The following is a 24,773-nucleotide window of genomic DNA, read 5'->3' on the forward strand; positions in this document are numbered from 1 at the left end:
AGGTTCAGGTGTCTGCCTGACCTGCCTGCATGGCAAGGCGCATCTGCTCTGCCTGCTCCACCGAAATGCCCAACGCATCCAGCAACGGCCCGCCATCGCTTTCATCCCAGCTATGGCGCGGGCCGACGGTCATGCCGCCATCGACGAGGAACTCACCGCCCGTGATGAAGCCTGACTTCTCACTGGCGAGATAAGCCGCCATCTCGGCGATATCCTTGCCCTGCCCGGTGCGCCCCGCAGGCTGCATCCGCCCGCCCTGCTGCTCGACCAGCGCCGCCATCTGGTCGGCCTGCTCCCGCGAAAGACCAAGCGATGCGCCAAAGATCGAGGTCGCGATAAAGCCCGGCAGGATCGCATTGACGCGGATCTTGTACTTCGACAGCTCCGCCGCCGCGAGCTTGGAGAAATGCGCGACGCCCTTCTTGGCCACCGAGTATGTGATCGGCGCATAGCCTGCACAGACAGCGGAGATCGACGAGGTGTTGATGATCGACCCGCCCTTCTCCTTCATCATTGGCACGGCAAGCTTGGTGCCGACAAACACCGACTTCAGAAGAAGGTTCATGGTCTGGTCCCAGCCCTCTTCGTCCAGCTCCTCGACACCGGTCGGGGTGCCGCCATGGCCTGCATTGTTCCAGAGGATATCCAGCCCGCCAAAGACGTCCTGCGCGGTGTCGAACAGCTTCTGCAGGTCGGCGGTCTTCGTCACGTCGCAATGGACATAGCGCACCCTGTCAGAACCAAATCGCGCTTCCAGCGCTTTGCCCTTCTCGTCCTGCAGGTCGCCCGCAACGACATTCGCGCCAGCCTCGACAAACACTTCGACACCGGCATAGCCAATACCGCTTGCCGCGCCTGTAATGATTGCCGTTTTCCCGCTGAGATCGCCCATGAATTCCTCCTCATATTGTTTGCCTGCGAGGGGGCGCCTGACCGGGCCTCAAGTCAAGACTTGCGTCGGGTAAAGAAAACCCCCGGCACCTTATCGGGTACCGGGGGCAATCTGGTTCAGGCGTTCAGTGGAAAGGCCTACTCGCCCTCACCGAACAGCTTGCGGTGGAGATAGACATGCTCCAGCGCATTGCGCCGGGCCGCTTCCTGCTGGTTCGCGGCTGCCGAGTGGCCGCCATCAATGTTCTCATAGTAATAGAACGGCTTGCCAGCGACCTCGAACTTGCGGGCCATCTTGCGCGCATGGCCTGGATGCACACGGTCATCCTTGGTCGATGTCACGAAGAATGGCGCCGGATAATCCGCATTCGGATCGAAGTTCTGATAGGGCGAGATCGTTTCGAGGAAGGCACGCTCGCGCGGCACATCCGGAGAGCCATACTCGTCCACCCATGACGCGCCTGCCAGCAGCAGGTGATAGCGCAGCATGTCGAGCAGCGGCACCTGAATGACGACGGCGTCCCAGAGGTCCGGGCGCTGCGTCAGCATTACACCCATGAGAAGGCCACCATTCGAGCCGCCCATGATGCCGAGATGCTCTGTCGAGGTCACACCCCGGCCGATGACGTCCTGCGCCACGGCAATGAAATCATCATAGATGATCTGGCGATCGGTTTTCAGGCCAGCCTGGTGCCAGGCTGGTCCAAACTCGCCGCCGCCCCGGATATTGGCCAGCACATAAGCGCCGCCCTCTTCCAGCCAGAGACGTCCACGCACACCTGAATAGGACGGGTTCATCGACACTTCGAAGCCGCCATAGCCATAAAGCAGCGTCGGGGTCGTGCCATCAAGCTCGATCCCTTCCTTGTAGACGATGAAGTAAGGGATCGCCGTGCCGTCGCTGGACACCGCAAAGTGCTGGTCCACCGCAAGACCTTCAGCATCGAACTTGGTCGGCAGGCTCTTGATCTGGCGCACTTCGCCCGTGCTCACATCATAGCGAAGCAGGCTGTCCGGCGTCAGGAAGTCCTCATAGTTGATGAAAACCGTGTCGGAGTCGCGGTCTGCAAAGGCAATCCCGGCCTGACCGGACGTACCCGGCAGGCTGAGCTCGGTGCGTGACCAGCCATTATCTGCCGGCTCAATCTGCAGGACCTTGCCGCGCACATTCTCGTCGATCGAGAGGAGAGCAGCGCCCTTGGCAATGGCGACCCCGTTCACAGCCTGATTATTCTCAGGGTGGAAGACGAGCGAGACCGGCGGCACCTCACGCGTACGCAGGAACGTCTCGAGATCGAACGCAACCACGTCGCCAGAGAAGAAGGCCGAGCCGGCGCGCGGCGACCAGTGCTGCTTCAGCGTGATCAGCAGATTGCCCTGATAGACCCCCTGGGGCGAAGACTTCTGTGGGATCGGCATACGAACCGGGCTGGTTTCGCCTTCCGGCAGCCACCAATAGGTCGAAGTAAAGAACGTATCGGCCTCAACAGCCATCTGCAGGCGGCGGCCGTCATCGGTCTCGATCACAGACGGCCAGACACCGACATCGCTCTCATCGCCGCGCACAACCTCAACGGCTGATGAAAGCGGCGTGCCGCGCGACCAGCGCTTCACGATGAAGGGGTAGCCAGACGCGGTGGTCGTGCCCTCGCCCCAGTTTGTGGCGATCAATGCGGTGTTGCGGTCGACCCAGGCAAAGCCCTGCTTGGCCTCCGGCGTCACGAAGCCGCCATCGACAAAGCGCTTGGTGGCAATGTCGAACTCGCGCTGGATGACGGCGTCCTTGCCGCCGTCCGAAAGCGAGATCATGCAATACCAGCGCGCACCCGCGTCGGACTTGAAGCAATTGGCGCCCTTATAGACCCAGTTCTTGCCTTCTGCCTCGGCCAGCGCGTCGATATCGAGCAGCGTTTCCCAGCGCGGATTGCTGGTTTCATAGCTTTCCAGCGAGGCGCGGCGCCAGACACCGCGCACATTGTTGCTGTCCTGCCAGAAATTATAGACATAGCCGTCGCGAACAGTGCCGTAAGGGATGCGCTCATCCGACTGCAGGACGTCCAACGCCTGTCGGTAGTAGCGGTCATACATGCCGCCTGACTGAAGCTCTTCCAGCGTGCGCTCATTCTGGGTGCGGACCCAGTCCAGCGCTTCTTCGCCTTCGACTTCTTCCAGCCAGATATACGGGTCTTCACCCGGAGCGACGTTTTCCTGCGGATAGGTTTTCACTTCGGCAACGGCCTCCTCCGGCATCGTTTCAGCTGCTTCGTCCATCGCCTCTGTTTCCTCCGCTTCTACGGATTCAGACACTGCCAAATCTGCCTCGTCACTCGGCGGCGGGGTCGATTGGCAGGCTGCGGCGAGAACAAGCGCAGCCATCGCTGTCAGGGGTTTTTTCATTCAGAAACTCCGATAAGGTGACGCAGAATATCGTTTCCTGCATGGTTAAGCAGAAAAGATTGTCCGGATACAGGGGAGCCTCCATGAAAGACACAACCCGCCGCAACCTCCTCAAGGTTGGGGCCGCTGGAATTTCGGGCATGGCTGCGCTTTCGGGCCGTGCCGCCGCGCAGGAAACGGACATGACAGGTATCTCCCCCGGCACGATATCCAGCGCAGAAAAGCTTCTCGGTGTCGAATATACCGACGCTGAGCGCGAGCAGATGGTGTCGGCCCTCGAAGACCAGCTGAGCGCCATCCAGCAGCTTCGCGCAGTCGACAAGCCAAACACGCTTGCGCCCGCCCAGACATTTGATCCGCGCCTTCCCGGTCTCGACTACCCGGCCGCAAAAGCCAGTTCGGCCACCACCGCCAGCATCACCCCGCAAACAGGCCTTCCATCCGATAGCGCAGACATTGCCTTTGCCCCGCTGACAAAACTCGCAGGCTGGATCCGCTCCGGGGACCTGACTTCTCGCCAGCTGACGGACATCTATCTTGATCGCATTGAACAGCTTGATCCAAAGCTTCACGCCTGGATCGCCGTCATGCCAGAACGTGCCCGCGCTGAGGCAGACGCGATGGACGCCGAGCTCGCCGTAGGCAATGACCGTGGGCCGCTCCACGGTATTCCATATGGACTCAAGGATCTGTTCGACGCGGTTGGCGCACGCACGACCTGGGGCGCGAAGCCCTACAGCGAAAGGGAAATGGCCGCCGCTGACAGCACCGTCGTTCGTAGGCTAAAAGACGCGGGCGCGGTCCTGCTCGGCAAGACAAGCTGCGGCGCGCTCGCCTATGGCGACATCTGGTACGGCGCCGTCACGCGAAATCCGTTTGATCCACGCGAGGGCTCATCTGGCTCCAGCGCAGGGTCTGCGTCTGCAGTCGCTGCAGGGCTTTGCGGCTTTGCCATTGGCACGGAAACGCTGGGGTCTCTGGTCTCCCCGTCACATCGTTGCGGCGGCTCAGCACTGCGTCCAACTTTTGGACGCGTGTCGCGCGCTGGCGGCATGGCCCTCTGCTGGTCGCTCGATAAAGTCGGCCCCATGGCCCGCAGCGTTGGTGACCTTGGCCACGTGCTCGCTGCCATCAATGGCTATGACGCCGATGATGCCGGCTCGCTTCAGTCCAGTTTCGGGTTCCAGCCAACGACCGACTTCTCCGGGATGAAGATCGGTTTTGACGATGCCTGGCTGGAAGCAGCTGGCGATGTCGAGAAAGCCGCCTTCCTTGAGGCAAGAAGGCTGGGTGCAACTTTCGTACGCTTCAAACTGCCAGAGCTTCCATCTGCCCCACTGCCCCAGCAGCTCCTCGCAGAAGCTGCAGCGGCCTTTGAAGAGCTCACCCTCTCCAATCGCGACGACGATATGGTCTGGCAGGAAGACCCAGCCTGGCCAAACAGCTTCCGCGCTATCCGCTTTGTCTCCGCAATCGATCTCATTCAGGTCGACAGGCTGCGCCGTCTCTGGATGCAGGCCATGCATGAAGCCTTCGAGGGCATCGACCTCGTCATCGGCCCGAACTTCTCGTCCGGCATGCTGACGCCGACCAACTTCACAGGCCATCCATCGCTCGTCATGCGCGCAGGCTTTCAGGACACCCGCCCGCGCAGCATCTTCGGCCAGCCGCAGGATGAAACCGCCGCGACCGCGCGCACGCCCATCGCCATATCGATGTGGGCACCGCTCTTTCAGGAAAACACGCTGCTCTCATTCGGCGCAGCCCTCGAAGACGCGCTCGGCGTCGCAGGAGAACGGCCATCCCTTTGAAGAACCACAACATACTGATCCTGTGCACCGGGAATTCCGCGCGCTCGATCATCGGCGAAGTGCTGGTCTCCGCCATGCCCGGCTTCAAGGGCTATAGCGCCGGGTCGACACCGCGCGGTGAGGTCAATCCCATGGCCATGTCAGTGCTCTCTGCAAAGGGTCACGACACGAGCGGGCTCACCTCAAAGAGCTGGGATGTCTTCGCCGCTGACGACGCGCCGACAATGGATGTGATCATCACGGTCTGCGACAACGCAGCCGGTGAGGTCTGCCCCTATTGGCCGGGCCACCCGGTCCAGGTCCATTGGGGCCTGCCAGACCCGGCCGAGGTTGAGGAAATGTCTCGCCAGCGCATCGCTTTCGAAGACACGTATTTCAGCCTGAAAAAACGCCTTCAGAAACTCGCCGCACTCGACTTTGAGGCGATGACCGCGCCAGAGCTGAAAGACGCCATACAGGCGATCCACACACAGCGCTGATCTAGAACACGCTTGCCCAGAAATCGGCGGATGTATCGATCAGGCCCAGCGCATCCTGAATGACGACAAGGTCGTGGCCATCCATCATGGACGGGCGCACCGGCTGCGTGATGCTGAGATGGCGCACCAGCTTGGTGCAGGTGAACAGGCCTTCCGGCAGGGCCCGCGCGTCGAGGTTCAATCCCTTCGGCCTTGGGTGCATCACATCGTTTCGCGCCGCGATGACGCGCTCGATGGCCCGGTGCTCCTCGGGTCGCAGCGGCGCAGTATAGGGTTGCTCAAGGAAAGCCGGGTCAGATACCCGCGCGACCAGTTCGCCCGGCCCCGGCATGGCTGGGAGCTCTGCGCCTGCCTCCGACAGTGCCATGACGCAGGCCTGCTGCACCATCAGCACCGCCCCGGTCACGAGCCAGGGCAGCGACGTCTCCGTCTCGACAACCAGGATCGCATGTGTGGAGGTGAACTTCGCCGTATCGGCAAGCTGTCTCGAAAGCGGGTGGACCATGCGGCTTAAACTAGGCCCGGGCGGCCAGTCTTGCCAGCCGCCCGGGAGATTATCTTGCCCTATTCGTCGGAAGGCTCAGCCTCGACCACTTCGGTCTGCTGGAAGGCGACATCGACAATCCAGCCCCACGGGCCGCCGCGCGATTCCGGAGACCGGAAGAACGCCTTCCGCAGCATGATGGGATACATGTAGAAATCGGCCGTCTCGCTCCGCTCTATGTCGCTGGCGCGCTCATAGATGAAGGTCTGGGCTTCCTCGCCCTTGCCGCCGCTATCTTCCCGCGCCGTCCAGCCCTCTGGCAGGCAGCTATCGAGAGTCGCCTTGGCTTCATCGAACGCGGCCTGCGCATTCGGCATCTCTTCCTCGAAGCGAAGGCTGCTGGCCTCGAAGATGGTACAGCGGAAAACGTGACTGTCCGGATCCCCGTCATTCCAGCCGCCCAGTATCCCGTGCTTGCACGTATAGCCCCATGGCTTCAGCGCGGTGACGAGGTCGCCCGGATAGCCTTCACCCTCGGCCGCTTCCTGCGACAGGCCCTGAAACGGGATGTCCGCCTCCATGCTGATCGCCAGTGCCTCGACCGCTTCACACGCGGTCATCGCCGCCTGATCCTTGACCGAAACAGGCGCCCCCGCGCCCGGTGTCTCACCATCTCCGCCGCTCGCCCCACAGCCAGCCAGGATAAGGGCGCTCAGCCCCATTGTTATACGCATCATATGTGTCCCCTTGGTGCGCTCTACTGAAGGGGCGGAAATGTCCATGATTTCAGGCCGTTGGCAACCCCGGCACCCAATCGGGCCCGGCGCATACCAGCCTTGAGCGCCAAGTTCGCTTCTCAGGCTGGATTTGTCTGGCGAACTCATGCAGGCTTTCGCCACCATGATCCCATTGTCGCGCAAATCGCCAGTCCCGCCCTCGCAGTGCAACCTTGCGCGCGCCATCGAACTCATCGGTGACCGCTGGACCCTGCTCATCCTTCGCTCGGCGCTTTACGGCGTTCGCCGGTTCGACGATTTCCAGGAAGAGCTTGGTACCCCGCGAACCGTCCTCTCCAGCCGCCTCAACGACCTTGTCGATGCGGGCCTTCTCGACAAGAAGCCCTACAAGCTCAAAGGGCGCCGTGCGCGGTCTGAATATGTGCTTACCGACAAGGGCGAAGCGCTTCGCCCGGTCCTGATCGGCCTGACCCAGTGGGGAGACGCCTGGCTTGGCGCGGGCGGCCAGCCGCCCATCAGCTTCACTGATTCTGAAAGCCGCGACGCGGTTCGCCTCGCCTTCGTCTCCGGCGCTGGCCGCGAAGTCGCCCTCGACGATCTTCGCGTCGTGATCCGCCGTTAGACGCTCTTCCTACTTCGCCAGATAAAGCTGCAGCACATCGTCTGCGATCCGGCTGAATGCTTCACCCAGCTGTGACGCGTCCGGCACATCAAGATAATGTTCAGGCGAGGTCGCACACTTGCTGAGAACACCATCGGAGCGCGTATCGTCCAGCTCCAGGCGCACCGTATAGATGATGACACCCGCCGCTTTGGCATTACTGCACGCTTCCAGCGTCCGCTTGTCCATTTCGGTCCAGATCTGGTCCTGCGACGGGCGCGACGGCACCCCCATGCGCCCATTGGCGGCATAGCCGTAGGCTGAATAATCACTGCCCCTCATGTCAGAGCGCGCGCTGACATGATTGTTGCCGTCACTCAGCAGCACCATGACCTTGTCGACGCTGCGGTCGTCATAGGCGCCGCCTTGCTTGAAGGGCGCTTCAGGCGACAGGACACGCCAGCCCCAGGCGACGCCCTCACTCATATTTGTGCTGCCTTCAGCCTGCAGACGGTCGATCTCGCTCTTGATGTAGCTCGCATTCTCGGTCAGCGGCACAATCGGGCGCGTCGCACAGTTAAAACCAGGGCCAACTGGCGTGCTTACGTCCGAGTAAAAACGATAGGTGCGCTTCAGGTCCGGTGCGCCATTATTCCCGCGACCGCGATTTCCCCGCTTGTCATCATCATCGTCATCGTCGTCATCATCATCATCATCGTCGTCGTCACGCCCGAGAGCCAGACCTCGCCCGTTCGTCGATGCCTGAACGATGGCGACGCCATATTTCGACACGTCCGAAATGACGTTCATCGCATTCCACGACCAGCCACCATCATCGAGATAGTCATTGGCATAGCGGCGCCGGTCATCGGGCTCATCGGGATAGAAGCTCGGCGTGAAGAGCGTCTCCGGGTTGCGGCGGCGTGGACGCGTATCGTTCACATCGAGCGGATATTCGCGCGCCTCGACGCAACCTGGCCAGACCTCACCCAGCGCTTCGTAGAGCGCAACACGGCTGGTGCGCGGCAACAGGTTTGTCGCGCTCACATCAGAGCGGCCATCCTTGTCGATCCAGTTCTTGTTCCAGTTGTCTGGCCCGACATTTACCCAGGTCGTGAATGGCACAAGCGCAAAGCGGCGGCTGGAGGTCTTGCTCGTTGCGGCATCGATCTTGTCGACCAGCAGTTTTGCCGCCGCGCGCGCCTGCACGATCTTGTCGCCCGCCATGGACCCGGTCGTGTCAAATGCGATCGCGATCTCGAACTTGCGCTCACTATGGCGCACCTGAGACACGCGGCTCACATTTAGTTTCGGAACACCCGCAAGCCCCATGAGCGTCGTTTCGATATCTCCGTCGACGGTCGCGGTGATGTCATCACCATCCTGGACGATCTCGAAGTCGTGGATCGTGACGCCGCGCCCGCGCATCTGCTCATCGAAAACCTCGCGGGCTTCGACCTTGAGCACATTGATGTCACGCTCACCAAGGTCATGCGCCACATAGAGCAGCGCCGCATCAAGCGCCGCCTGCGTTTCTACCGACGCCGTGCGATGACGCGTCATGTCGATCGCCCCGCCAGCAATCGCCAGCAGCGGAATGACACAGATCGCAAAAATCATCGCGGTATTGCCGCGTTGGTTGGACCAAAAACCCATCAGCCAATCTCCATTGGCGTTTCATCTATCGCGTCCAAGTCAAAATCTGGTTCGCGCGATAGATAAAATTTAAACTGATCGGTGGAAAAGCTGAGCGTATTCAGCCCGTTCTAGCGGGTGCCGCCCCAGATCTTCAGCGGGTCGAATGCGCCCTGCTGGGCCGCAGCCTTCAGCGCCTCAATCTGCCGGTTCACCGGCCCTTCATGGGCTTCGGTGCCCGACTGGTAGATCGCCTCATCGAGGCGGCAGATTCGATTATAAAGCGCCTCGGAATTCTCGACGAGATCAAGGAATGCATCAGGCAGGCCAAGCCCGCGCTGCTCTGATGCTTCCAGCGCAGGCGCTTCGCGGCGCAAGCGGTATTTCGGCGACAGCGCATCCTCACGCGACATGTCACCGTCGCGCACGGCCCGCTGCATGACCAGCCAGCTTGCCGCCTGCATCAGGCGCGCCGTCAGCTCCATGCTCCAGGCTGCATAGGTCAGGCCTGCCTCGCGTGGCAGTTTACGGGACATCTCACGGCCCGGCCCATCCAGATAGCTTGCGGTCCGTTCGACCAGCGCCATGCCTTCTGCGAAAACCTTGTCGAAGACGCGCCCGGACGTGAAGTCCGGCTGCATCTCGTCGAGCGTTCTTTGACTGGAAACGGCAGCCATATTTCCCCTCAGCACAGTCCGCAAAAATTCATCAGCTTTAATCGAAAGGTCTACGTCCCGAGACCTTTCAAGGGTCTTAAGATCGGGTAGCCAGCTAGGACTTGAAAATACTGTCCGCGGCCGATTTGTGAGCCTCTTTCCTGGCAATTTCTGCCTCGCATGCCTCGATATCCGCCTTCAGCGCTTCGATCCGCGCCTTCAGCTCGTCGACTGACAATCTCTCCAGATCGACCTTGGCGGGACGCGGTGTGTCCTCTTCAAACATTGATCGGGCCTCCTCCGGCACTTACCTCTCGCCTTCAAGGCAAGGACAGACGCGCGCCGAAATCAAGCCTCAATCGAGACTGCCCGGCGCGAGACACAGTTAACGAAGACACCAGACAGGACGTGAACATGACCGACCGGATGCAGGCTATCGTGGCAAATGAGGGCGAACCGCTGAAACTGGCAGAGGTCGACCGGCCAGAAATCGGCCCGCACGATGTCCTGGTGAAGGTCGCCGCCGCAGGCCTCAACCGCGCGGACCTTGTCCAGCGCGCAGGCAAGTATCCACCGCCTCCGGGCGCATCACAGATCATGGGCCTTGAATGTGCGGGCACGATTGTCGCCCTCGGCGAAAAGGTCACTCGCTGGAAAGAAGGCGACCGCGTCTGCGCCCTGCTCGCAGGCGGCGGCTATGCAGAGTTCTGCGCCGTCGACGAAGGCTCTCTTCTGCCTGTGCCGGAAAACCTGACCCTGACCGAAGCCGCTGCCCTGCCAGAGGCGATGATGACGGTCTACGCCAACATCTTTATGCGCTCGGCCTTGAAGGCGGGCGAGAATGTCCTCATTCATGGCGGCACGTCCGGCATCGGCTCCATGGCGCTCCAGATGCTGAAGGAAGCTGGCGCCGGCACCGTCTGGACGACGGCCGGCTCTGACGAAAAATGCAAGGCCGCCACCGAGCTCGGCGCTACCCGCGCCATCAATTACAAGACTGAAGACTTCGAGAAAGTCGTCAAGGATGGCGGCGGCGCCGATGTCATCCTCGACATGGTCGGCGGCGACTATGTGCAGAAAAACATCTCTGTCGCCCGTGTGAACGGCCGTATCTGCAATATCGCCTATCTCAACGGCTCAAAAGTAGAGCTCGACCTCATCTATCTGATGATGAAACGCCTGATCCTGACCGGTACGACGCTGCGCGCCCGCTCCGCAGAGGAAAAGGCTGAAATCCGCGCCGCCATTGAAGACCAGTTCTGGCCAAAGGTCGCAAGCGGCGCCATCAAGCCGGTGATCGAGAAGGTCTACCCGGCCAGCGAAGCTGAAGCCGCACAGGCTCACATGGCCGAGGGTGGGCATATCGGCAAATTGCTGCTCGAATTCGGTGACTAGTTCCGCGATATCGGCTGAATAAACCTAAATACTCAGTAAAACGAGCGATCGCGCCTATCGTACACGCTATAAGTGTGCGATGGTGTATCCAGTCGCGAGGCAATGATATTCACCCGCCTCCTGCGACCGGAGCCTTTTATGGCACAGCAGAATAATCAGCACGGGAGCATGCTCCTACAGAGAGAGACCGATTTCCGGACACGGGCGGACTCCATGCCGCGACTGGCCTGGATCGCAGACGGAAGCGGCTCGATCTACTGGTACAATCGGCACTGGTTCGACTACACCGGTACCACGCTGGAAGAGATGTCAGGCTGGGGCTGGCAGGCCGTCCACCACCCAGATCACGTCGACCGCGTCGTCACACGCATCAAGGCTTGCTTCGAGACCGGAGAGCCGTGGGAGGACCTTTTCCCCCTGCGCGGGCAGGATGGCGGCTATCGCTGGTTCCTGTCTGAAGCTCAACCCGTCTTTGATGAGGACGGCAAGATCCGTTTCTGGTTCGGGACTAATATGGATGTCACCGAACAGATCTCCGACGCCATCAGCTCTGTCACCGACCAGCCGCCTGAAGACCTCCTGCACCGCATTGAGATAAAGCCCGGCGCGACCATCGCGATAGAACTCGCTGACCAGAGCCGGAACATTCTTGGCGAAACCCCGGCCCGCCAGACCATCCTCATCCTCGAGGATGAGCCGATGACCGCGCTCGACCTTGAAATGCGCCTCAGCGATGCTGGCTACAACATTATGGGCCCGGCGATGACCATCGCTGGCGCCGAGCGGGAGATCGAGCATGCGCTGCCAGACATCGCCCTTCTCGACTCCAATCTTGGCGGACGCAAATCCTACGGCCTCGCAGAGCGCCTGATAAAAGCTGGCGTGCCTGTCGTCTTCTGTACCGGCTATGAAGAGCTTGAAGACCTGCCAGAGCGATTGCAGAATTGCCCTGTCGTGTCCAAGCCGTTCAAGGACAGCGTCCTGATGGAGTCGATTTCAGCGGCCGCGACGCGCCCCAACGCCTAGACGGGCTTCAAGGGAAGGCGGCCAACCTGTTCACGCATTGTCGTTCCGGGGGCTTCTGATGAAGCATAGTGAAGGACTTGAAAATCTCGCGGCCGGATTGCGCCGCGCGCACGCCGACAACTGCACGCTCGTCGTCGGGCTGACCGGCTCGGTCGCGTGCGGAAAATCGACGCTCGCCGCCGCCCTCTGCGAAGTTCTCGCCGCTCATCACAGCGTTGAGAACGTCTCCACCGACGGCTTCCTCTGCCCGAATGCAGACCTTGAAGCCCGCGGCCTGATGATGCGCAAAGGCTTTCCGGAGAGCTATGACAATGACGCGATGCGCGCGGCGATCGCCCGTGTTCGCGTGCTGCCAACGGTCTTCCCGGTCCACAGCCATGAAATCTATGACATCGACCCCGCGCTTGCCCGCACGATCAGCCCGCCTGACATACTGGTTCTGGAAGGTCTCGGCTTCGAGCCGCCATCCGGCAAGGAGCGCCGCGCCGGTGAGCCCGATATCCTCATCTATCTCGACGCAGAGACCGCCCATATCGAAACCTGGTTCCTCGACCGCTTCATGCGCTTCTGGCACGCAGCGGCTGACGATCCGACATCATTTTACCAACGTTTTCGCGGTATGACCGAAGACAAAGCCCGCGCCTTTGCCCGCACCGAGGTCTGGCAGAAGATCAACCTCCCCAACCTCGAAAACCACATCCTCCCCTTGCGCGAACACGCTGACATCGTGCTCAGGAAAGACGCTGAACACCGGTTGGTCGCCTGACCTGACCGCCCACTACAAACCCTGCCTTCCCAAGGGCGTGGCTTCGTCCTATACTTGAGGCTGTTAGGAACTTTCCCGTTCTGGAACCCTGACCGCCCGGCCCGAAAGGCCGGGCGGCTGCGTTTCTGGGACCAGCATGATGGAGCCCGAAAATGGCCGATATTCTGATGCCGAAGGCAACCGCCGTCTGGCTGATCGACAATACCACGCTGTCCTTCGAGCAGGTCGCTGACTTCTGCGGTCTTCACAAGCTCGAAGTCAAAGGCATCGCCGATGGAGACGTGGCCGAGAATATGCGCGGCGTTGACCCGATCTCGGGCGGTGAGCTGACCCGCGAGGAAGTTCGCAAGGGCGAAGAAAACCCGGACTATCGCCTGAAGAAGGCCGAATCCAAGATCGCGCACATCCCGCAGCCAAAGCGCAAGGGCGCGCGCTACACGCCGGTCGCCCGCCGCCAGGACAAGCCGGACGCCATCGCCTGGTTCATCCGCAACCACCCGGAAGTCTCCGACGCGCAAATCTCCAAGCTGATCGGCACCACTAAGGCGACGATTACCAATGTGCGCGACAAGTCGCACTGGAACTCGCCGAACATCAAACCGGTCGACCCGGTGACCCTCGGCCTCTGCTCGCAGATCGAGCTTGACGAAGTCGTCAACAAGGCCGTCGATCGCCGCAAGAAGATGGAAGCGCAAGCTGGCCTCGACACGGATGGCCCGGGCCTGCGCCCAGCTGAAGACGCCGACGCCGCCAGCCAGGCCGTCGACACCGATTCCGGTAATGGAGACGAGCCAAACGCCGACGACATCTTCTCGAACTTCAAGGGCTAGTCAGGCCCTTTGTCGTCGAAAAAATGAAAGGCGCCCTGCTATTTTGGGGCGCCTTTTTCTATACCGTCAGAAAACACCGCCAGTGCACCGTCACTGCACCGCGAAAACACTGGAGACCTACTCCTCCGTCCCCCGCACTTTCCGCACGGCATCCGCCATGGAATGGCGCGCACTTCCGGGGCGCAGCGGCTTGGGCTGGCTCTCAGCCGGCGCCCAACCTGACAGCCAGACGACGTTAAATGTCGCCCTCAAGCGGCCATCCGGATCGGCAAACCGCTCCGCGTAAATCTCTGCCATCCGGGCCAGAATACGCCGCGATAGCGGCCGTCGGGGGCTCTTCTCATTGGCCGCAAAAGCCGCCTGCTCGCCCATGCCCTTGAGGTCTTTCATCAGCGCAAACGGGTCATCATAGCGAACCGTCACCGGCTCTACATCAACGACAGGCAAGGCAAATCCGGCCCGTTGCATCAGGCCCGCCATGTCCTGAAGCCCCGGCAGCGGCGAAACTCGGGGCGCAGCACCGCCCGTAATCTCGGCTTCGGCTTCCAGAAATGAGGTGCGCAATTCTGCCAGGGTACCCGCCCCGAACAGGCAACCAAGGAACAGCCCATCCGGCTTCAGCGCGTGTCTGATCTGGATCAGCGCGCCCGGCAGGTCATTGACCCAGTGGAGAGAAAGCACAGACGTAACAAGGTCATAGGCCGCCTCGTCGGCGCCGACCTCTTCCTCATCCATCGCGCGCATGTCGAGCCCGCGTTCAGCACCGAGCGCGCGAAACGCTGGCGACAGCTCCCCCGCTTCGACTGCGCCGATCTGAACATGACCGGCCAGCATCTGCGCCAGCGTGCCGTCATGGCTGCCAAGGTCGAGCACGCGCTCGAACTGCCGGCTCACATCTTCCAGCCTTTCGATGAGATGACTCGACTCTCGCGCTTTGAGGAACGCATAGTCGCTATAATGACGGGCCGCCCGGTCGCGATTGCGCCGGTGAAGCGCCCGATTGAAGAGCTTGGGTGGAGCTGGTGACATGGGCCTCGATATGCACCTTGTGCGGCAGAGGGCAAAGGGCGGACTGCGCGCGGCAGCGCATTTCGTCTGGCCTTCACGCTCGCTTGTCTCCGGCCAGCATCATGGCGGCGAGGGGCTTATTGCGCCTGAAGACTTCGCCCGGCTGACCTTTCTTGGCGCCAGCGGTTGCCGCCAGTGCGCCCTGCCGCTCGAAAGCGATCTTGGTGAGGCAAGCCTTTGCGGCAAGTGCGCCGCCAAGCCGCCCCGCTGGGACGCCGCCCGCGCCGCGCTCGCCTATGACGATGTCTCACGCAAGCTGGTGCTCGATCTGAAACATGCAGGCCGCCGTGACGGTCTCTCGACCTTTGCGAACTGGATGACACTCGCGGCCCGTGAGCTGCTGGATGAGGCAGATGTGATCGTGCCAGTGCCGCTCCATTATCGGCGACTAGTGCATCGCGGCTTCAACCAGTCCTGCTGGTTGGCGCAGGCCCTGTCACAGCGCTCAGGCGTACCTTCGAAGGTTGACGCGCTCGTGCGCCGCAAGCCGACACCGAGCCAGGGCGGGCTGTCTGCACGTGAGCGCTGGCGCAATGTCCGTGCCGCATTTGAAGTGCGCCCTGCCCATCTGCCGCTGATTGAGGGAAAGCGGGTCATACTGGTCGATGACGTGTTCACGACCGGTGCGACACTGTCGGCATGCAGCCGTGCCCTGAGGCGTGCAGGCGCGTCTCATATCTCTCTTGTGGTGCTGGCGCGCGTTGTCAGGCCATCGGACGTGACCATATAAGACGCATACTGACTGCAATCGACGAGGGTTTTTCCTATGTCCGCTGTGACGATCTACACACGTGCCTTCTGCCCGTTCTGCACCCGCGCGGTGTCGCTGCTGAAGCAGAAAGGCGTCGACTTTAATGAGATCGATGCCGGCATGGACCCGGACAAAAAGCAGGAGATGATCCAGCGCTCCAATGGCGGCCGGACCTTCCCGCAGATATTTATCGGCGAAGAACATATTGGCGGCTGCGACGAGATGATGGCGCTTGAACGCTCCGGCAAGCTCGACAAGAAGCTCGCTGCGCTCTGAAAGCACGCCGCTCATGATCCGCTACGCACTTGAATGCAGGGATTGCGAAACCGGTTTTGACGGCTGGTTCGCCTCTTCCGAAGGGTTCGATACCCAGTCGGAAAAGGGCCTTATCGACTGCCCGAATTGCGGCGGCCACGATATCCGCAAGCAGGTCATGGCCCCTTCTGTACGCCCATCGGAGAAATCAGGCGCGAGCGACCCAGAGAAAGTGTTTGGCAAGCTGGCCGCCCATGCGCGCCAGCACATTTCGGAAAACTACGACTATGTCGGCGACGGTTTCGCAGAAGAAGCCCGCTCCATGTACTATGGCGAGCGCGAGCATAAGCCGATCTGGGGCGAGACCACGGCTGAGGAACGCGAGAGCCTGAAAGAGGAAGGCGTCCCCGCCGCGCCACTGCCGCCTGCGTTCGTGCCGCCGAAGAAGACCGAAAAAACCAAACTCAACTGAAACGCGGGGCGCTGCGCTGCAGCTGCGACCGCCTGACTTCTTGACCATCGGCCCGGCGTAGATAAAACCCGTTACAGAAGGCCCATGAACGGAGTTGATCAATGGCGTCCAGCGAATACACCCGCGGCGAAATGAAAATCGATGCGCAATCGAAAATGTATTCGGGCTTCATGAAAGCCAGCATGTGGGGTGCCATCATCCTGCTGATCGCCGTTGGCTACATGGTTTTCACGCTGTCGGTTGGCATGAACTGGCTCATCGCGCTGATCCTCTGCGCCGGTGCGGGCATCGCAATTGGCGTCGGCATGGGATTTGGCGGCGCATGGATCGCCACCATCATCGGTCTTGCAGGTCTTGCGCTGATCGTTCAGCTGCTCATCACCCTCTTCTCAATGGCGATGTAGTCAGCGCCTAGCTGACGGCTCGGGCCCACGCCCTCACATCCTCGACATACAGGTCCGGCACTTCCATCGCTGCGAAGTGCCCGCCTTCCTCCATGTCTGACCAGTAGGCGACATTATAGATGCGCTCGCACCAGCTGCGCGGCGGCGTCCTGTAGATCGTCTCACCTGGATAGTCCGCGATCCCCGTCGGCACATTGACCTTCTGGTCCGGTTTCAGCTGCGCGCCGCCTTCGAGGAATAACGCTGCATAGTACCAGACCGATGTCGCGATCGCGTCATTCACCAGATAGATCATCACATTGGTCAGCAGCTGGTCGCGCGAATAGATATCGGTGAGCTTGCCCCGGCTGCGGTCACTCCAGCCGTGAAACTTTTCCAGAATCCAGGCGGCAGTGCCCATGGGGCTGTCCATCAGCGCCATGGCCAGGGTCTGCGGCTTGGTCGCCTGCTCCAAGAGGTAGGCGCCTTCGGCCTGCATGGCGGCCTGCGAAGCTGCGATCCATTTTGTCTCTTCATCGGTGCGCGGGGCCCGGTCGGCTGGCTGATGGCCGATCATGTTGAGGTGGATCGCTTTGCAGCCACCGCCGCTATCGACGCCATGATTGAGGCCCAGCAGTGAGGTCACTAGCCCGCCCCAGTCACCGCCCTGCGCCAGATAGGTGTCATAGCCAAGACGCTCACGCATCAGCGTATCCCACATCTTCGCCGTCGCCTGCTGCCCTGTTGGCGCGGCGGGTTTCGCTGAAAAGCCATAGCCCGGCAGTGATGGGATCACGAGATCGAAGGCGTCTTCCGCCTTGCCGCCATGTTTCGATGGATAGGCGAGCGGGCCGATCGCCTCATAGAATTCATAGACCGAGCCCGGCCAGCCATGCGTCAGCAGGAGCGGGCGTTTGCCACCCGCCTCGCCCACGACATGCAGGAAGTGGATGTCGAGGCCATCAATCTCTGTCTTAAATTGCGGCCACGCATTCAGCGTCTTTTCCGCTGCGCGCCAGTCATATTGCTCGAGCCAATAGGCCTGAATATCCCTCAGGAAGGCGCTCGACATGCCAAAGGCCCACTCATCACCGATGGAAGGTGCCGGAAACCAGCGATAGGCTTCGACCCGCGCCCGGATGCGCGCGAGCCCGTCATCTGACACATTTACGGTGAATGGGGTGACCTTGCTCATGGCGGATCTCCTGCTGGCGTGTCGTCAGTCAGGATGAAGCGCGCACGAGGTGCGAGGGTCAAGGCTCACATGGGGGCAGCTGGCCTGGAAAACCTATCCAGAGAAGCCACTCTCAACTTCGTTGAAATGATCAGAGGTCTTGGTGCCAACCGTGGTCAGCGCAGTGACCAGCAGAATGGTCATGAGACCAAGAAGCAGCCCGTACTCAACAGCGCTGGCGCCGCTAATATCGGACTTCAGCTTCTTCACAGGCCGGATGAACATGAAGTTCCCTCAATATCGCAGGGCAAGCTCATCGAACAAAGGAATATCGGCAGGCGGGGCTTCATAGCGGCCCAGCTCCGCCGGCTTCACCCAGGCGATTTCTTGTCCCTCGAGCCCGGCAAGCTCACCCTGCCAGTCCCGCACCTCATAAAGTGGCATCAAAAGGTGAAAATCCGGATAACCGAAACTTGCAAAAGTGATCGGTCTGATTGCGGCGGGGTCTACAGAAATCTGAAGTTCTTCCTTCAGCTCGCGGCAAAGCGCCTCTTCAGGTCGTTCTCCCGCCTCCAGCTTGCCGCCCGGAAATTCCCAGAGGCCCGCCATGGATTTACCTTCCGGGCGCTGGGCCAGCAGGATATCGCCATCCTCGTTGAAGATCGCCGCAGCGACCACCAGCAGGACCTTACCGCTCATGTCCGGTAGGCGCCGTTAATGTCGACATAGCCGTGGGTGAGATCGCAGGTCCACACCGTCCAGGACGCCTCTCCGGCGGCGACATCCACCTTGATGGAGATATGGTCGCCCGCAAAATGCCCGCTCGCCACGGCTTCGTCATAGCCCGGCGCGCGCATCCCGCCATCGGCGACCATATGATCGCCAAACCAGATCTGCATCTGGTCTTTCCTGATGGGCTCCAGCGACTTGCCGACCGCCATGACGATGCGGCCCCAGTTGGCGTCGCCCGCCGCAATCGCCGTCTTGATGAGCGGCGAATTGGCGATGTGCATGCCGATCGTCTTGGCAGAACTTTCCGAAGCAGCGTTTTCCACGCAGATCTCGACGAATTTGGATGCGCCTTCGCCATCCTTGACCAGCTGGTGGGCAAGATCACGGAAGACCTCCATCAGCGCGGCGCGGAAACCTGCAAGGCGCGGATCGCTTGCCTCCTCGATCATCGGCGCGCCGGACGCGCCGGTCGCAAACAGCATGCAGGTGTCAGACGTCGACGTGTCACCGTCCACAGTGACGGAGTTCAGCGTCGGATCGACCGTTTCACGCAGCAGCTGGTCAAGCAGCGCAGGCGCGATGGCGGCATCGGTGAACACATAGCAAAGCATGGTCGCCATGTTCGGCATGATCATGCCAGAGCCCTTGAGGATGCCTGAGATCGCAACAGGCGTCCCGTCAATGTCAGTGGTCGCCCCGGCGCCCTTGGGATAGGTGTCCGTCGTCATAAAGGCGCGCGCGCACGCCTCCCAGTCTGCCGGTTCCAGCTTGCCATGAAGCTCAGGCAGCATTTCGCCAACGAAGTTTGGATCGGCCAGCGGCTCCCCGATGACGCCGGTCGCAGCCAGAAAGCAGGCCTCTTTCGGCACGCCGAGCGTCTCTGTCATTGCCGCAAGCGTCGCGTCATTCTTGAGCTTGCCCGCTTTGCCCGTGAAGGCATTGGAATTGCCCGCATTGGCGACGACGGCCCGGCCAACGCCCCCGCACGCCTTCAGTGCCTCGCGGCACCATTCAACATCTGCCGACGCGGTCAGTGAGCGCGTGAAAACACCCGCCGCCGACGTGCCTTCGGGCATCAGGAACAGGAAAACATCATCGCGCTCGACGCCGCGGCGCGCATAGAAGCCGCGCGAGGCGGTCGCAGCCTGCACGCCTTTGACCTCTGGCAGCGCCGGAAAAGCCTCAGGCGCAAAAGGCGATGGGGTGAGCTTCACTCTACTGTCTCCATATCTTCGTCTGCGCCCGTTTCAGCATCAGCTTCGCTGGCCTCGGCTGCAGTTTCATCCAGGTCAGTGTCGCTCCCATCGCCGGGGGCGGCTTCGCCCGCTGCAGCTTCTCCCGCCTCTTCAGCGAGGTCACGCGCGATCATGCCGCCTTCGCGCTCTTCGATGTCGGCATTGGCGCGCAGGGTTTGAAGGATCTGGCTGATTTGCGTGAAGGTGAGATAGGTCACGATCTCCGGACGCATTTCTTCACGCGTTTTTGGCGGACGGGTGCGGCGCTGCTCGACCTTGAGAATGTGCCAGCCCTGCTCGGACTGGAAAGGTTCAGAAATCTCGCCTGCGGGCGTGTCGGCGATCACGGCCGGAAACGGGTCGACCATCTCATTGGGTGCAACCCATCCGAACGAGCCGCCATCGAGACGGGTGCGGGTGTCTTCAGAGAATTCGAACGCAAGCGCCGTGAAGTCTTCACCTGCGCGCGCCTTCTCAAGCACAGTCTCGGCCTCTTCCTGAGTCGCTAGCAGGATGTGGCGGATGCGCACCTCATCATCGAGCTGCTGCAGGCGCACCTGCTCTTCATACATCCGGTCGATGGCTTCCTCATTCACCTGCGTGGCGACGAGGTCTTCCATGAGAAAATTGCCGAGCAGACGCTCGCGTGCGGTTTCCAGACGGCGCTGGGCGGCGGGCGTGCGGTCGAGGCCGCGGCGCACCGCTTCCTGCGCGAGTAGGCGCTGGTCGATCAGCTGGTCGAGGACGAGCTGGTAATCTTCATGCTCCGGGCCAAAGGAGTCGCCCGGTTCAATTCGGCCCTGTGCAACCGCTTCCAGCTCGACATCGGAGAGGTAGATCGGGTCGCCATTTACCCTTGCGGCAGCTGACGCATCAAAGCCGACTGGCCGCCTGACGCCATTTTCCGGATCGCTCTCATTACACGCCGTCAGCACAAGGCCGAGCGCAAGCGCGAGTGCGGGGATGGAGAACCGGTGCCTATGCATGCCTAAGTCCTTGTGTTCGTGCTACAGCCGTCCGCATTGACACTATTTGGCGGCGTTCTTAAGTCTCCCGCGGGGACTGGTCGAGAGGTTTAGTCACCCGTGGTACGCCCCATCTCGCGTGCCCCTCCTGCACATGGTTTCTGGTCAGGAGGCATCCTTCAAGTCAACAGCGCAGATTGGTGCTTGTTTCCATGCTCTCCCTTGCCCGCAAAATGTTCGGTTCCGCCAACGACAGAAAGATCAAGCCGATGCGCAAGAGCGTCGAGCGGATCAATGCTCTGGAGCCGCAAATGCAGGCGCTCTCCGACGAGGAGCTGAAAGCCAAGACTGCAGCCTTCCGTGAGCGCCTCGACAAGGGCGAAACACTGGACGACCTTCTGGAAGAAGCCTTTGCCGTCGTGCGTGAGGGGTCTGTCCGCGCACTCGGCATGCGCCACTTCGATGTGCAGCTGATTGGCGGCATGGTGCTTCACAAGGGCGCCATCGCCGAGATGCGCACCGGTGAGGGCAAGACGCTGGTGGCAACGCTGGCCGTCTATCTCAACGCGCTCGCCGGCAAGGGCGTGCACGTCATTACCGTCAACGACTATCTCGCCAGCCGCGACGCCGAATGGATGGGCAAGCTCTATGGCTTCCTCGGCATGACGACCGGCACGATTGTGCACGGCCTCAATGATGGTGAGCGCAAGGCGGCTTATGCATGCGACATCACCTATGGCACGAACAATGAGTTCGGCTTCGACTATCTGCGCGACAATATGAAATACTCGCTCGACCAGATGGCGCAGCGCGGCCACGCCTATGCCATCGTCGACGAGGTCGACTCCATCCTGATCGATGAAGCGCGCACCCCGCTGATCATTTCCGGCCCGACCGACGACCGCTCAGAGCTTTACCGCACCATCAACGACCTCATCCCGAATCTGAACGATGAGACCGATATCGAGCTCGACGAGAAGCAGCGCTCTGTCATCTTCACCGAAGAGGGCATGGAGAAGATGGAACGCATGCTCGAAGAGACCGGCATGCTGGAAGGCAATCTCTGGGACCCGCAGAACGTCTCCATCGTCCACCATTCGAACCAGGCCCTGCGCGCCCACAAGCTGTTCCACCGCGACAAGCAATACCTGATGAAAGACGGCCAGGTGATGCTGGTCGACGAGTTCACGGGCCGCATGATGGAAGGCCGCCGCCTCTCCGAAGGCCTGCACCAGGCGATCGAGGCCAAGGAAGGCGTCGACATCAAGCCAGAGAACCAGACGCTGGCATCCATTACCTTCCAGAACTATTTCCGCCTCTACAACAAGCTCGCCGGCATGACCGGTACCGCCATCACCGAAGCGGCCGAGTTTGCAGATATCTACAAGCTGGAAGTCTTCCAGCTGCCGACCAACAAGCCGATCCAGCGTATAGACGATGATGACGTCGTCTACCGGGTCGCCTCCGCGAAATATCAGGAGATCGTCAAGGAAGTGCGCGACGCCCGGTCCAAGGGCCAGCCAATCCTGCTCGGTACCGCCTCGATCGAGAAGTCTGAGATCATCTCCACCCTGCTCACGCAGGCCAAGATCCCGCACAAGGTGCTGAACGCACGCCACCACGAGCAGGAAGCCGAAATCATCGCCGATGCCGGTCTTCCGGGCGCCGTGACGGTCGCCACCAACATGGCTGGCCGCGGTACCGACATCCAGCTTGGCGGTAACCTCGAAATGCGCCTCTGGAAGGCCGTCGACGCGTTCAAGGAAAAGCATGGCCGCGACCCTTCCCGCGAGGAAGAAGAAGCCATGGAAGCGGAGATCAAGACCGAGATCCAGGCTGGCAAGAAAGAGGCCCTCGATGCGGGCGGCCTCTTTGTTCTCGGTACCGAGCGCCACGAAAGCCGCCGGATCGATAACCAGCTGCGCGGCCGGACGGGCCGTCAGGGCGACCCGGGCAAATCGAAATTCTTCATCTCCGTCGAAGACGACCTCATGCGCGTCTTTGCGGCTGACCGCCTGAACTCGATCATGAAGAGCCTCGGCATCAAGGAAGATGAGGGCATCACGCACCCGTGGATGAACAAGGCGATCGAGACCTCGCAGAAGAAGATCGAGGAACGCAACTTCGAGATCCGCAAGAACGTCCTCAAATATGACGACGTCATCAATGACCAGCGCAAGGCCATCTTCGAGCAGCGCCGCGAGTTTATGAACGCCGGTCAGGTCACTGAAGAAGTGACCGACATGCGCCATGACATCATCGACGAATGGGTCGAAGAGGCGATGCCGGAAAAGGCATTCGCTGAGCAGTGGGATGTCGAAGGCCTTACCGAGACGCTGAAGAATGAGCTCGGCCTTGACCTGCCGATTGCCGAATGGGCCTCCGAAGAGGGCGTCGCGAATGCCGAGATCGCCGAGCGTGTCCGCAAGGCGTCCGACGACGCATTCGAGCAGAAGGTAAAGCTGGCCGGCGCTGACCAGATCCGCAATGTCGAGAAACAGGTCCTGCTTCAGGTCCTCGACAGCAAGTGGCGCAACCACCTGCAGCAGATCGACCAGCTGCGCTCGGTCATTCACCTGCGCTCCTACGGCCAGCGTGACCCGCTGAACGAGTTCAAGGAAGAGGCCTTCAAGCTTTTCAACGAACTGCTTAGCACGCTGCGCCACGAAGTGACGCGCATCCTGATGAATATCCGCATCACGCCGCCATCTGACGAAGCTCAGCGTGCTGCGGCCCGCGCCCGTGACGAGGAAGCTCTTGCAGCTGCGCGCGCTTCCATCCTGTCGCGTGAAAATCTGCGCGAAACCCACCTCAACCCCGACACGGGCGACAATGAAATGACGCCTGACGTGGTTGAAGGTCCGAACGATCCGCATGACGGCCCGCCGCTGCATCAGGCAGAGGATGACTGGTCGCAGACCCCGCGCAACGCGGCCTGTCCATGTGGCTCCGGCAAGAAGTACAAGCACTGCCACGGCTCACTCAGCCCGGCAGGCACGCAGCGCGCTTAAGAGGCAGTCGCCTACAACACATCTGATGGAAACCGGTCGCTTGCGGCCGGTTTTTCATTTGGCCTTTACCGATAGCGCTGACAGATGCTGGGCCATTCGGTTCAGCAAAGCGCGCAACATGTATTCTCGACGGTCTGTCATTTTGAGCCTCGGCGCAGCAACCACTATGGCGGCCTGCGCGTCAGCCAGAGCGCCTGATCGGCCTCTCGCCGGCCTTGAGCGAGAGAGTTTGGGAGAGTTCGGTGTTGTCGCGCTGGAGGTCGGAGGCCGTGAACGCCTCTCTCATCGGGCTGATGAGCGGTTCGCCATGTGCTCGACCTTCAAATGGCTTCTGGGAGCCCTCATCCTCCGCGACGCCGACAGGGATACAGGTTTGCTGGACAGGCGCATTGCCATCTCCGACGCCGATCTCGTCTTTCACTCACCCGTCACGCGCCAGCACGTTGGCAGCGCTGGCCTCTCCGTGTCAGAGCTTTGCGCCGCAACCATCAAGACGAGCGACAATACAGCGGCGAACCTCCTGCTTGCGGGACTGGACGGGCCAGAGGGCTTTACCCAACGCTTGCGAGATCTCGGTGATACAGTCACCCGGCTCGACAGGCTGGAGCCAGAATTGAACGAAAACGCGCCGGGCGACCCCAGAGATACGACCACGCCGCGCATGATGGCGCATCACCTCTCCGACTTCCTCTTCGGTGACAGGCTAACGCCTTCAGCGCGCGATACGCTGAGAGGGTGGATGATAGCCGCAGACACAGGACTGGACCGGTTGCGCGCCGGGCTGCCAGAAAAATGGGTGAGCGGAGACAAGACCGGCACCAGCAGTAACCGCGCCAATAACGATGTGGCATTTGCCATCCCGCCAGAAGGCGCAAAGGCAAAGCCGATCGTCATCGCGAGCTACATCAATGTGCCCAATCCTGTCTCGAAGGAAGCGAACCGCCTTCATGCGCAGATTGCGAAGCTGGCCAGCGCGAACCGATAGAACGAAAAAGGCCGCCCCGGATGGAGCGGCCTTT

26 protein-coding genes are annotated in these 24,773 nt (G+C 61.1%); 13 read left to right on the forward strand and 13 right to left on the reverse strand.

Annotated elements, in window-relative coordinates; genetic code table 11:
• Positions 1-4: 4 nt before the first annotated feature.
• Both D1222_RS05580 and D1222_RS05585 read right to left on the reverse strand, forming a co-directional pair.
• Entirely contained in the window at positions 5-892 is an 888-nt protein-coding gene (locus D1222_RS05580; RefSeq protein WP_119453206.1) for an SDR family NAD(P)-dependent oxidoreductase, read from the reverse strand.
• A 137-nt stretch (positions 893-1,029) separates the two neighbouring features.
• Positions 1,030-3,288 (reverse strand): prolyl oligopeptidase family serine peptidase, encoded by a 2,259-nt coding sequence (locus D1222_RS05585; protein ID WP_233348525.1) that lies wholly within the window; start codon positions 3,286-3,288, stop codon positions 1,030-1,032.
• Between the two features lie 83 nt (positions 3,289-3,371).
• Between D1222_RS05585 and D1222_RS05590 the strand changes: the two genes are divergently transcribed.
• Positions 3,372-5,099, forward strand: a complete 1,728-nt coding sequence (locus D1222_RS05590; RefSeq protein WP_119453207.1) for an amidase — start codon at positions 3,372-3,374, stop codon at positions 5,097-5,099.
• Positions 5,096-5,578, forward strand: a complete 483-nt coding sequence (locus D1222_RS05595; protein WP_119453208.1) for an arsenate reductase ArsC — start codon at positions 5,096-5,098, stop codon at positions 5,576-5,578. Before D1222_RS05590 ends, D1222_RS05595 begins: the two co-directional genes overlap by 4 nt.
• A gap of 1 nt (position 5,579) precedes the next feature.
• On the opposite strand, the gene D1222_RS05600 is transcribed toward D1222_RS05595, so the two are convergent.
• Together D1222_RS05600 and D1222_RS05605 are read right to left on the reverse strand one after the other, a co-directional pair.
• The gene (locus D1222_RS05600; RefSeq protein ID WP_119453209.1) at positions 5,580-6,083 is read right to left on the reverse strand and encodes a hypothetical protein; all 504 of its coding nucleotides are present in this window, start codon (positions 6,081-6,083) and stop codon (positions 5,580-5,582) included.
• A 59-nt stretch (positions 6,084-6,142) separates the two neighbouring features.
• Positions 6,143-6,799 carry a hypothetical protein gene (locus D1222_RS05605; protein ID WP_147371820.1) on the reverse strand — a complete coding sequence of 219 codons (657 nt, stop codon included), beginning with the start codon at positions 6,797-6,799 and terminating at the stop codon, positions 6,143-6,145.
• 145 nt (positions 6,800-6,944) lie between these two features.
• Here D1222_RS05605 and D1222_RS05610 point away from each other — a divergent pair, with 145 nt between their 5' ends.
• Positions 6,945-7,421 carry a winged helix-turn-helix transcriptional regulator gene (locus tag D1222_RS05610; RefSeq protein WP_233348526.1) on the forward strand — a complete coding sequence of 159 codons (477 nt, stop codon included), beginning with the start codon at positions 6,945-6,947 and terminating at the stop codon, positions 7,419-7,421.
• A 9-nt stretch (positions 7,422-7,430) separates the two neighbouring features.
• On the opposite strand, the gene D1222_RS05615 is transcribed toward D1222_RS05610, so the two are convergent.
• The 3 genes from D1222_RS05615 to D1222_RS05625 form a co-directional block, all read right to left on the reverse strand.
• Positions 7,431-9,056 carry a pilus assembly protein TadG-related protein gene (locus tag D1222_RS05615; protein ID WP_119453211.1) on the reverse strand — a complete coding sequence of 542 codons (1,626 nt, stop codon included), beginning with the start codon at positions 9,054-9,056 and terminating at the stop codon, positions 7,431-7,433.
• 110 nt (positions 9,057-9,166) lie between these two features.
• The gene (rcdA, locus tag D1222_RS05620) at positions 9,167-9,712 is read right to left on the reverse strand and encodes a protease adaptor protein RcdA (RefSeq protein ID WP_119453212.1); all 546 of its coding nucleotides are present in this window, start codon (positions 9,710-9,712) and stop codon (positions 9,167-9,169) included.
• A gap of 94 nt (positions 9,713-9,806) precedes the next feature.
• On the reverse strand, positions 9,807-9,977 hold the full coding sequence (locus tag D1222_RS05625; protein WP_119453745.1) for a DUF1192 domain-containing protein: 171 nt from the start codon (positions 9,975-9,977) through the stop codon (positions 9,807-9,809).
• A 128-nt stretch (positions 9,978-10,105) separates the two neighbouring features.
• Between D1222_RS05625 and D1222_RS05630 the strand changes: the two genes are divergently transcribed.
• From D1222_RS05630 to D1222_RS05645, 4 genes are all read left to right on the forward strand, one after another.
• A complete protein-coding gene (locus D1222_RS05630; RefSeq protein WP_182481870.1) occupies positions 10,106-11,086 on the forward strand; it encodes an NAD(P)H-quinone oxidoreductase in 981 nt (326 codons plus the stop codon).
• A gap of 168 nt (positions 11,087-11,254) precedes the next feature.
• Positions 11,255-12,112, forward strand: a complete 858-nt coding sequence (locus D1222_RS15715) for a PAS domain-containing protein (RefSeq protein WP_233348527.1) — start codon at positions 11,255-11,257, stop codon at positions 12,110-12,112.
• 58 nt (positions 12,113-12,170) lie between these two features.
• Positions 12,171-12,878: a type I pantothenate kinase gene (locus tag D1222_RS05640; protein ID WP_119453214.1), complete on the forward strand. Its 708-nt coding sequence runs from the start codon at positions 12,171-12,173 to the stop codon at positions 12,876-12,878.
• A gap of 152 nt (positions 12,879-13,030) precedes the next feature.
• Positions 13,031-13,708, forward strand: a complete 678-nt coding sequence (locus D1222_RS05645) for a DUF1013 domain-containing protein (protein ID WP_119453215.1) — start codon at positions 13,031-13,033, stop codon at positions 13,706-13,708.
• A gap of 117 nt (positions 13,709-13,825) precedes the next feature.
• Here the strand turns inward: D1222_RS05645 and D1222_RS05650 are convergent, their stop codons facing one another.
• A complete protein-coding gene (locus tag D1222_RS05650; protein WP_119453216.1) occupies positions 13,826-14,737 on the reverse strand; it encodes a methyltransferase domain-containing protein in 912 nt (303 codons plus the stop codon).
• On the opposite strand from D1222_RS05650, the gene D1222_RS05655 reads away from it, so the two are divergent.
• The 4 genes from D1222_RS05655 to D1222_RS05670 all read left to right on the forward strand — a co-directional run bounded on the left by D1222_RS05655 (position 14,736) and on the right by D1222_RS05670 (position 16,658).
• The gene (locus tag D1222_RS05655; RefSeq protein ID WP_119453217.1) at positions 14,736-15,506 is read left to right on the forward strand and encodes a ComF family protein; all 771 of its coding nucleotides are present in this window, start codon (positions 14,736-14,738) and stop codon (positions 15,504-15,506) included. The two genes, D1222_RS05650 and D1222_RS05655, sit on opposite strands and share 2 nt — an antisense overlap.
• 36 nt (positions 15,507-15,542) lie before the next feature.
• Positions 15,543-15,803, forward strand: coding sequence for a glutaredoxin 3 (gene grxC, locus D1222_RS05660; RefSeq protein ID WP_119453218.1), 261 nt, complete (start codon positions 15,543-15,545; stop codon positions 15,801-15,803).
• Between the two features lie 13 nt (positions 15,804-15,816).
• Entirely contained in the window at positions 15,817-16,254 is a 438-nt protein-coding gene (locus D1222_RS05665; protein WP_119453219.1) for a DUF1178 family protein, read from the forward strand.
• A gap of 101 nt (positions 16,255-16,355) precedes the next feature.
• Positions 16,356-16,658: an aa3-type cytochrome c oxidase subunit IV gene (locus D1222_RS05670; RefSeq protein ID WP_119453220.1), complete on the forward strand. Its 303-nt coding sequence runs from the start codon at positions 16,356-16,358 to the stop codon at positions 16,656-16,658.
• Between the two features lie 7 nt (positions 16,659-16,665).
• Here the strand turns inward: D1222_RS05670 and D1222_RS05675 are convergent, their stop codons facing one another.
• From D1222_RS05675 to D1222_RS05695, 5 genes are all read right to left on the reverse strand, one after another.
• Positions 16,666-17,832 carry an epoxide hydrolase family protein gene (locus D1222_RS05675; RefSeq protein WP_119453221.1) on the reverse strand — a complete coding sequence of 389 codons (1,167 nt, stop codon included), beginning with the start codon at positions 17,830-17,832 and terminating at the stop codon, positions 16,666-16,668.
• A 93-nt stretch (positions 17,833-17,925) separates the two neighbouring features.
• Entirely contained in the window at positions 17,926-18,096 is a 171-nt protein-coding gene (locus D1222_RS05680) for a Flp family type IVb pilin (protein ID WP_119453222.1), read from the reverse strand.
• A gap of 9 nt (positions 18,097-18,105) precedes the next feature.
• Positions 18,106-18,510 carry an 8-oxo-dGTP diphosphatase MutT gene (gene mutT / locus D1222_RS05685; protein ID WP_119453223.1) on the reverse strand — a complete coding sequence of 135 codons (405 nt, stop codon included), beginning with the start codon at positions 18,508-18,510 and terminating at the stop codon, positions 18,106-18,108.
• Complete coding sequence (gene argJ, locus D1222_RS05690; RefSeq protein WP_119453224.1) at positions 18,507-19,757, reverse strand: bifunctional glutamate N-acetyltransferase/amino-acid acetyltransferase ArgJ; 1,251 nt, start codon at positions 19,755-19,757, stop codon at positions 18,507-18,509. The genes mutT and argJ overlap by 4 nt, the downstream gene beginning before the upstream one ends.
• Positions 19,754-20,764 (reverse strand): peptidylprolyl isomerase, encoded by a 1,011-nt coding sequence (locus D1222_RS05695; RefSeq protein WP_119453225.1) that lies wholly within the window; start codon positions 20,762-20,764, stop codon positions 19,754-19,756. The genes argJ and D1222_RS05695 overlap by 4 nt, the downstream gene beginning before the upstream one ends.
• Positions 20,765-20,955: 191 nt before the next feature.
• On the opposite strand from D1222_RS05695, the gene secA reads away from it, so the two are divergent.
• Both secA and bla read left to right on the forward strand, forming a co-directional pair.
• A complete protein-coding gene (secA, locus tag D1222_RS05700) occupies positions 20,956-23,754 on the forward strand; it encodes a preprotein translocase subunit SecA (RefSeq protein ID WP_119453746.1) in 2,799 nt (932 codons plus the stop codon).
• A gap of 118 nt (positions 23,755-23,872) precedes the next feature.
• A complete protein-coding gene (gene bla / locus D1222_RS05705; protein ID WP_182481872.1) occupies positions 23,873-24,739 on the forward strand; it encodes a class A beta-lactamase in 867 nt (288 codons plus the stop codon).
• Positions 24,740-24,773: the final 34 nt, after the last annotated feature.

Origin of the sequence: Henriciella algicola, assembly GCF_003576245.1 — a bacterium.
In the GTDB taxonomy this organism is placed as follows: Bacteria; Pseudomonadota; Alphaproteobacteria; order Caulobacterales; family Hyphomonadaceae; genus Henriciella; species Henriciella algicola.

What these genes read in the sequence shown, in the direction of transcription:
- D1222_RS05580 (WP_119453206.1), bottom strand. Translation starts at nt 892, where the DNA reads ATGGGCGATCTCAGCGGGAAAACGGCAATCATTACAGGCGCGGCAAGC.
- D1222_RS05585 (WP_233348525.1), bottom strand. Translation starts at nt 3,288, where the DNA reads ATGAAAAAACCCCTGACAGCGATGGCTGCGCTTGTTCTCGCCGCAGCC.
- D1222_RS05590 (WP_119453207.1), top strand. Translation starts at nt 3,372, where the DNA reads ATGAAAGACACAACCCGCCGCAACCTCCTCAAGGTTGGGGCCGCTGGA.
- D1222_RS05600 (WP_119453209.1), bottom strand. Translation starts at nt 6,083, where the DNA reads ATGGTCCACCCGCTTTCGAGACAGCTTGCCGATACGGCGAAGTTCACC.
- D1222_RS05605 (WP_147371820.1), bottom strand. Translation starts at nt 6,799, where the DNA reads ATGATGCGTATAACAATGGGGCTGAGCGCCCTTATCCTGGCTGGCTGT.
- D1222_RS05610 (WP_233348526.1), top strand. Translation starts at nt 6,945, where the DNA reads ATGCAGGCTTTCGCCACCATGATCCCATTGTCGCGCAAATCGCCAGTC.
- D1222_RS05615 (WP_119453211.1), bottom strand. Translation starts at nt 9,056, where the DNA reads ATGGGTTTTTGGTCCAACCAACGCGGCAATACCGCGATGATTTTTGCG.
- rcdA (WP_119453212.1), bottom strand. Translation starts at nt 9,712, where the DNA reads ATGGCTGCCGTTTCCAGTCAAAGAACGCTCGACGAGATGCAGCCGGAC.
- D1222_RS05625 (WP_119453745.1), bottom strand. Translation starts at nt 9,977, where the DNA reads ATGTTTGAAGAGGACACACCGCGTCCCGCCAAGGTCGATCTGGAGAGA.
- D1222_RS05630 (WP_182481870.1), top strand. Translation starts at nt 10,106, where the DNA reads ATGACCGACCGGATGCAGGCTATCGTGGCAAATGAGGGCGAACCGCTG.
- D1222_RS15715 (WP_233348527.1), top strand. Translation starts at nt 11,255, where the DNA reads ATGCTCCTACAGAGAGAGACCGATTTCCGGACACGGGCGGACTCCATG.
- D1222_RS05640 (WP_119453214.1), top strand. Translation starts at nt 12,171, where the DNA reads ATGAAGCATAGTGAAGGACTTGAAAATCTCGCGGCCGGATTGCGCCGC.
- D1222_RS05645 (WP_119453215.1), top strand. Translation starts at nt 13,031, where the DNA reads ATGGCCGATATTCTGATGCCGAAGGCAACCGCCGTCTGGCTGATCGAC.
- D1222_RS05655 (WP_119453217.1), top strand. Translation starts at nt 14,736, where the DNA reads ATGGGCCTCGATATGCACCTTGTGCGGCAGAGGGCAAAGGGCGGACTG.
- D1222_RS05650 (WP_119453216.1), bottom strand. Translation starts at nt 14,737, where the DNA reads ATGTCACCAGCTCCACCCAAGCTCTTCAATCGGGCGCTTCACCGGCGC.
- grxC (WP_119453218.1), top strand. Translation starts at nt 15,543, where the DNA reads ATGTCCGCTGTGACGATCTACACACGTGCCTTCTGCCCGTTCTGCACC.
- D1222_RS05665 (WP_119453219.1), top strand. Translation starts at nt 15,817, where the DNA reads ATGATCCGCTACGCACTTGAATGCAGGGATTGCGAAACCGGTTTTGAC.
- D1222_RS05670 (WP_119453220.1), top strand. Translation starts at nt 16,356, where the DNA reads ATGGCGTCCAGCGAATACACCCGCGGCGAAATGAAAATCGATGCGCAA.
- D1222_RS05675 (WP_119453221.1), bottom strand. Translation starts at nt 17,832, where the DNA reads ATGAGCAAGGTCACCCCATTCACCGTAAATGTGTCAGATGACGGGCTC.
- D1222_RS05680 (WP_119453222.1), bottom strand. Translation starts at nt 18,096, where the DNA reads ATGTTCATCCGGCCTGTGAAGAAGCTGAAGTCCGATATTAGCGGCGCC.
- mutT (WP_119453223.1), bottom strand. Translation starts at nt 18,510, where the DNA reads ATGAGCGGTAAGGTCCTGCTGGTGGTCGCTGCGGCGATCTTCAACGAG.
- D1222_RS05695 (WP_119453225.1), bottom strand. Translation starts at nt 20,764, where the DNA reads ATGCATAGGCACCGGTTCTCCATCCCCGCACTCGCGCTTGCGCTCGGC.
- secA (WP_119453746.1), top strand. Translation starts at nt 20,956, where the DNA reads ATGCTCTCCCTTGCCCGCAAAATGTTCGGTTCCGCCAACGACAGAAAG.
- bla (WP_182481872.1), top strand. Translation starts at nt 23,873, where the DNA reads ATGTATTCTCGACGGTCTGTCATTTTGAGCCTCGGCGCAGCAACCACT.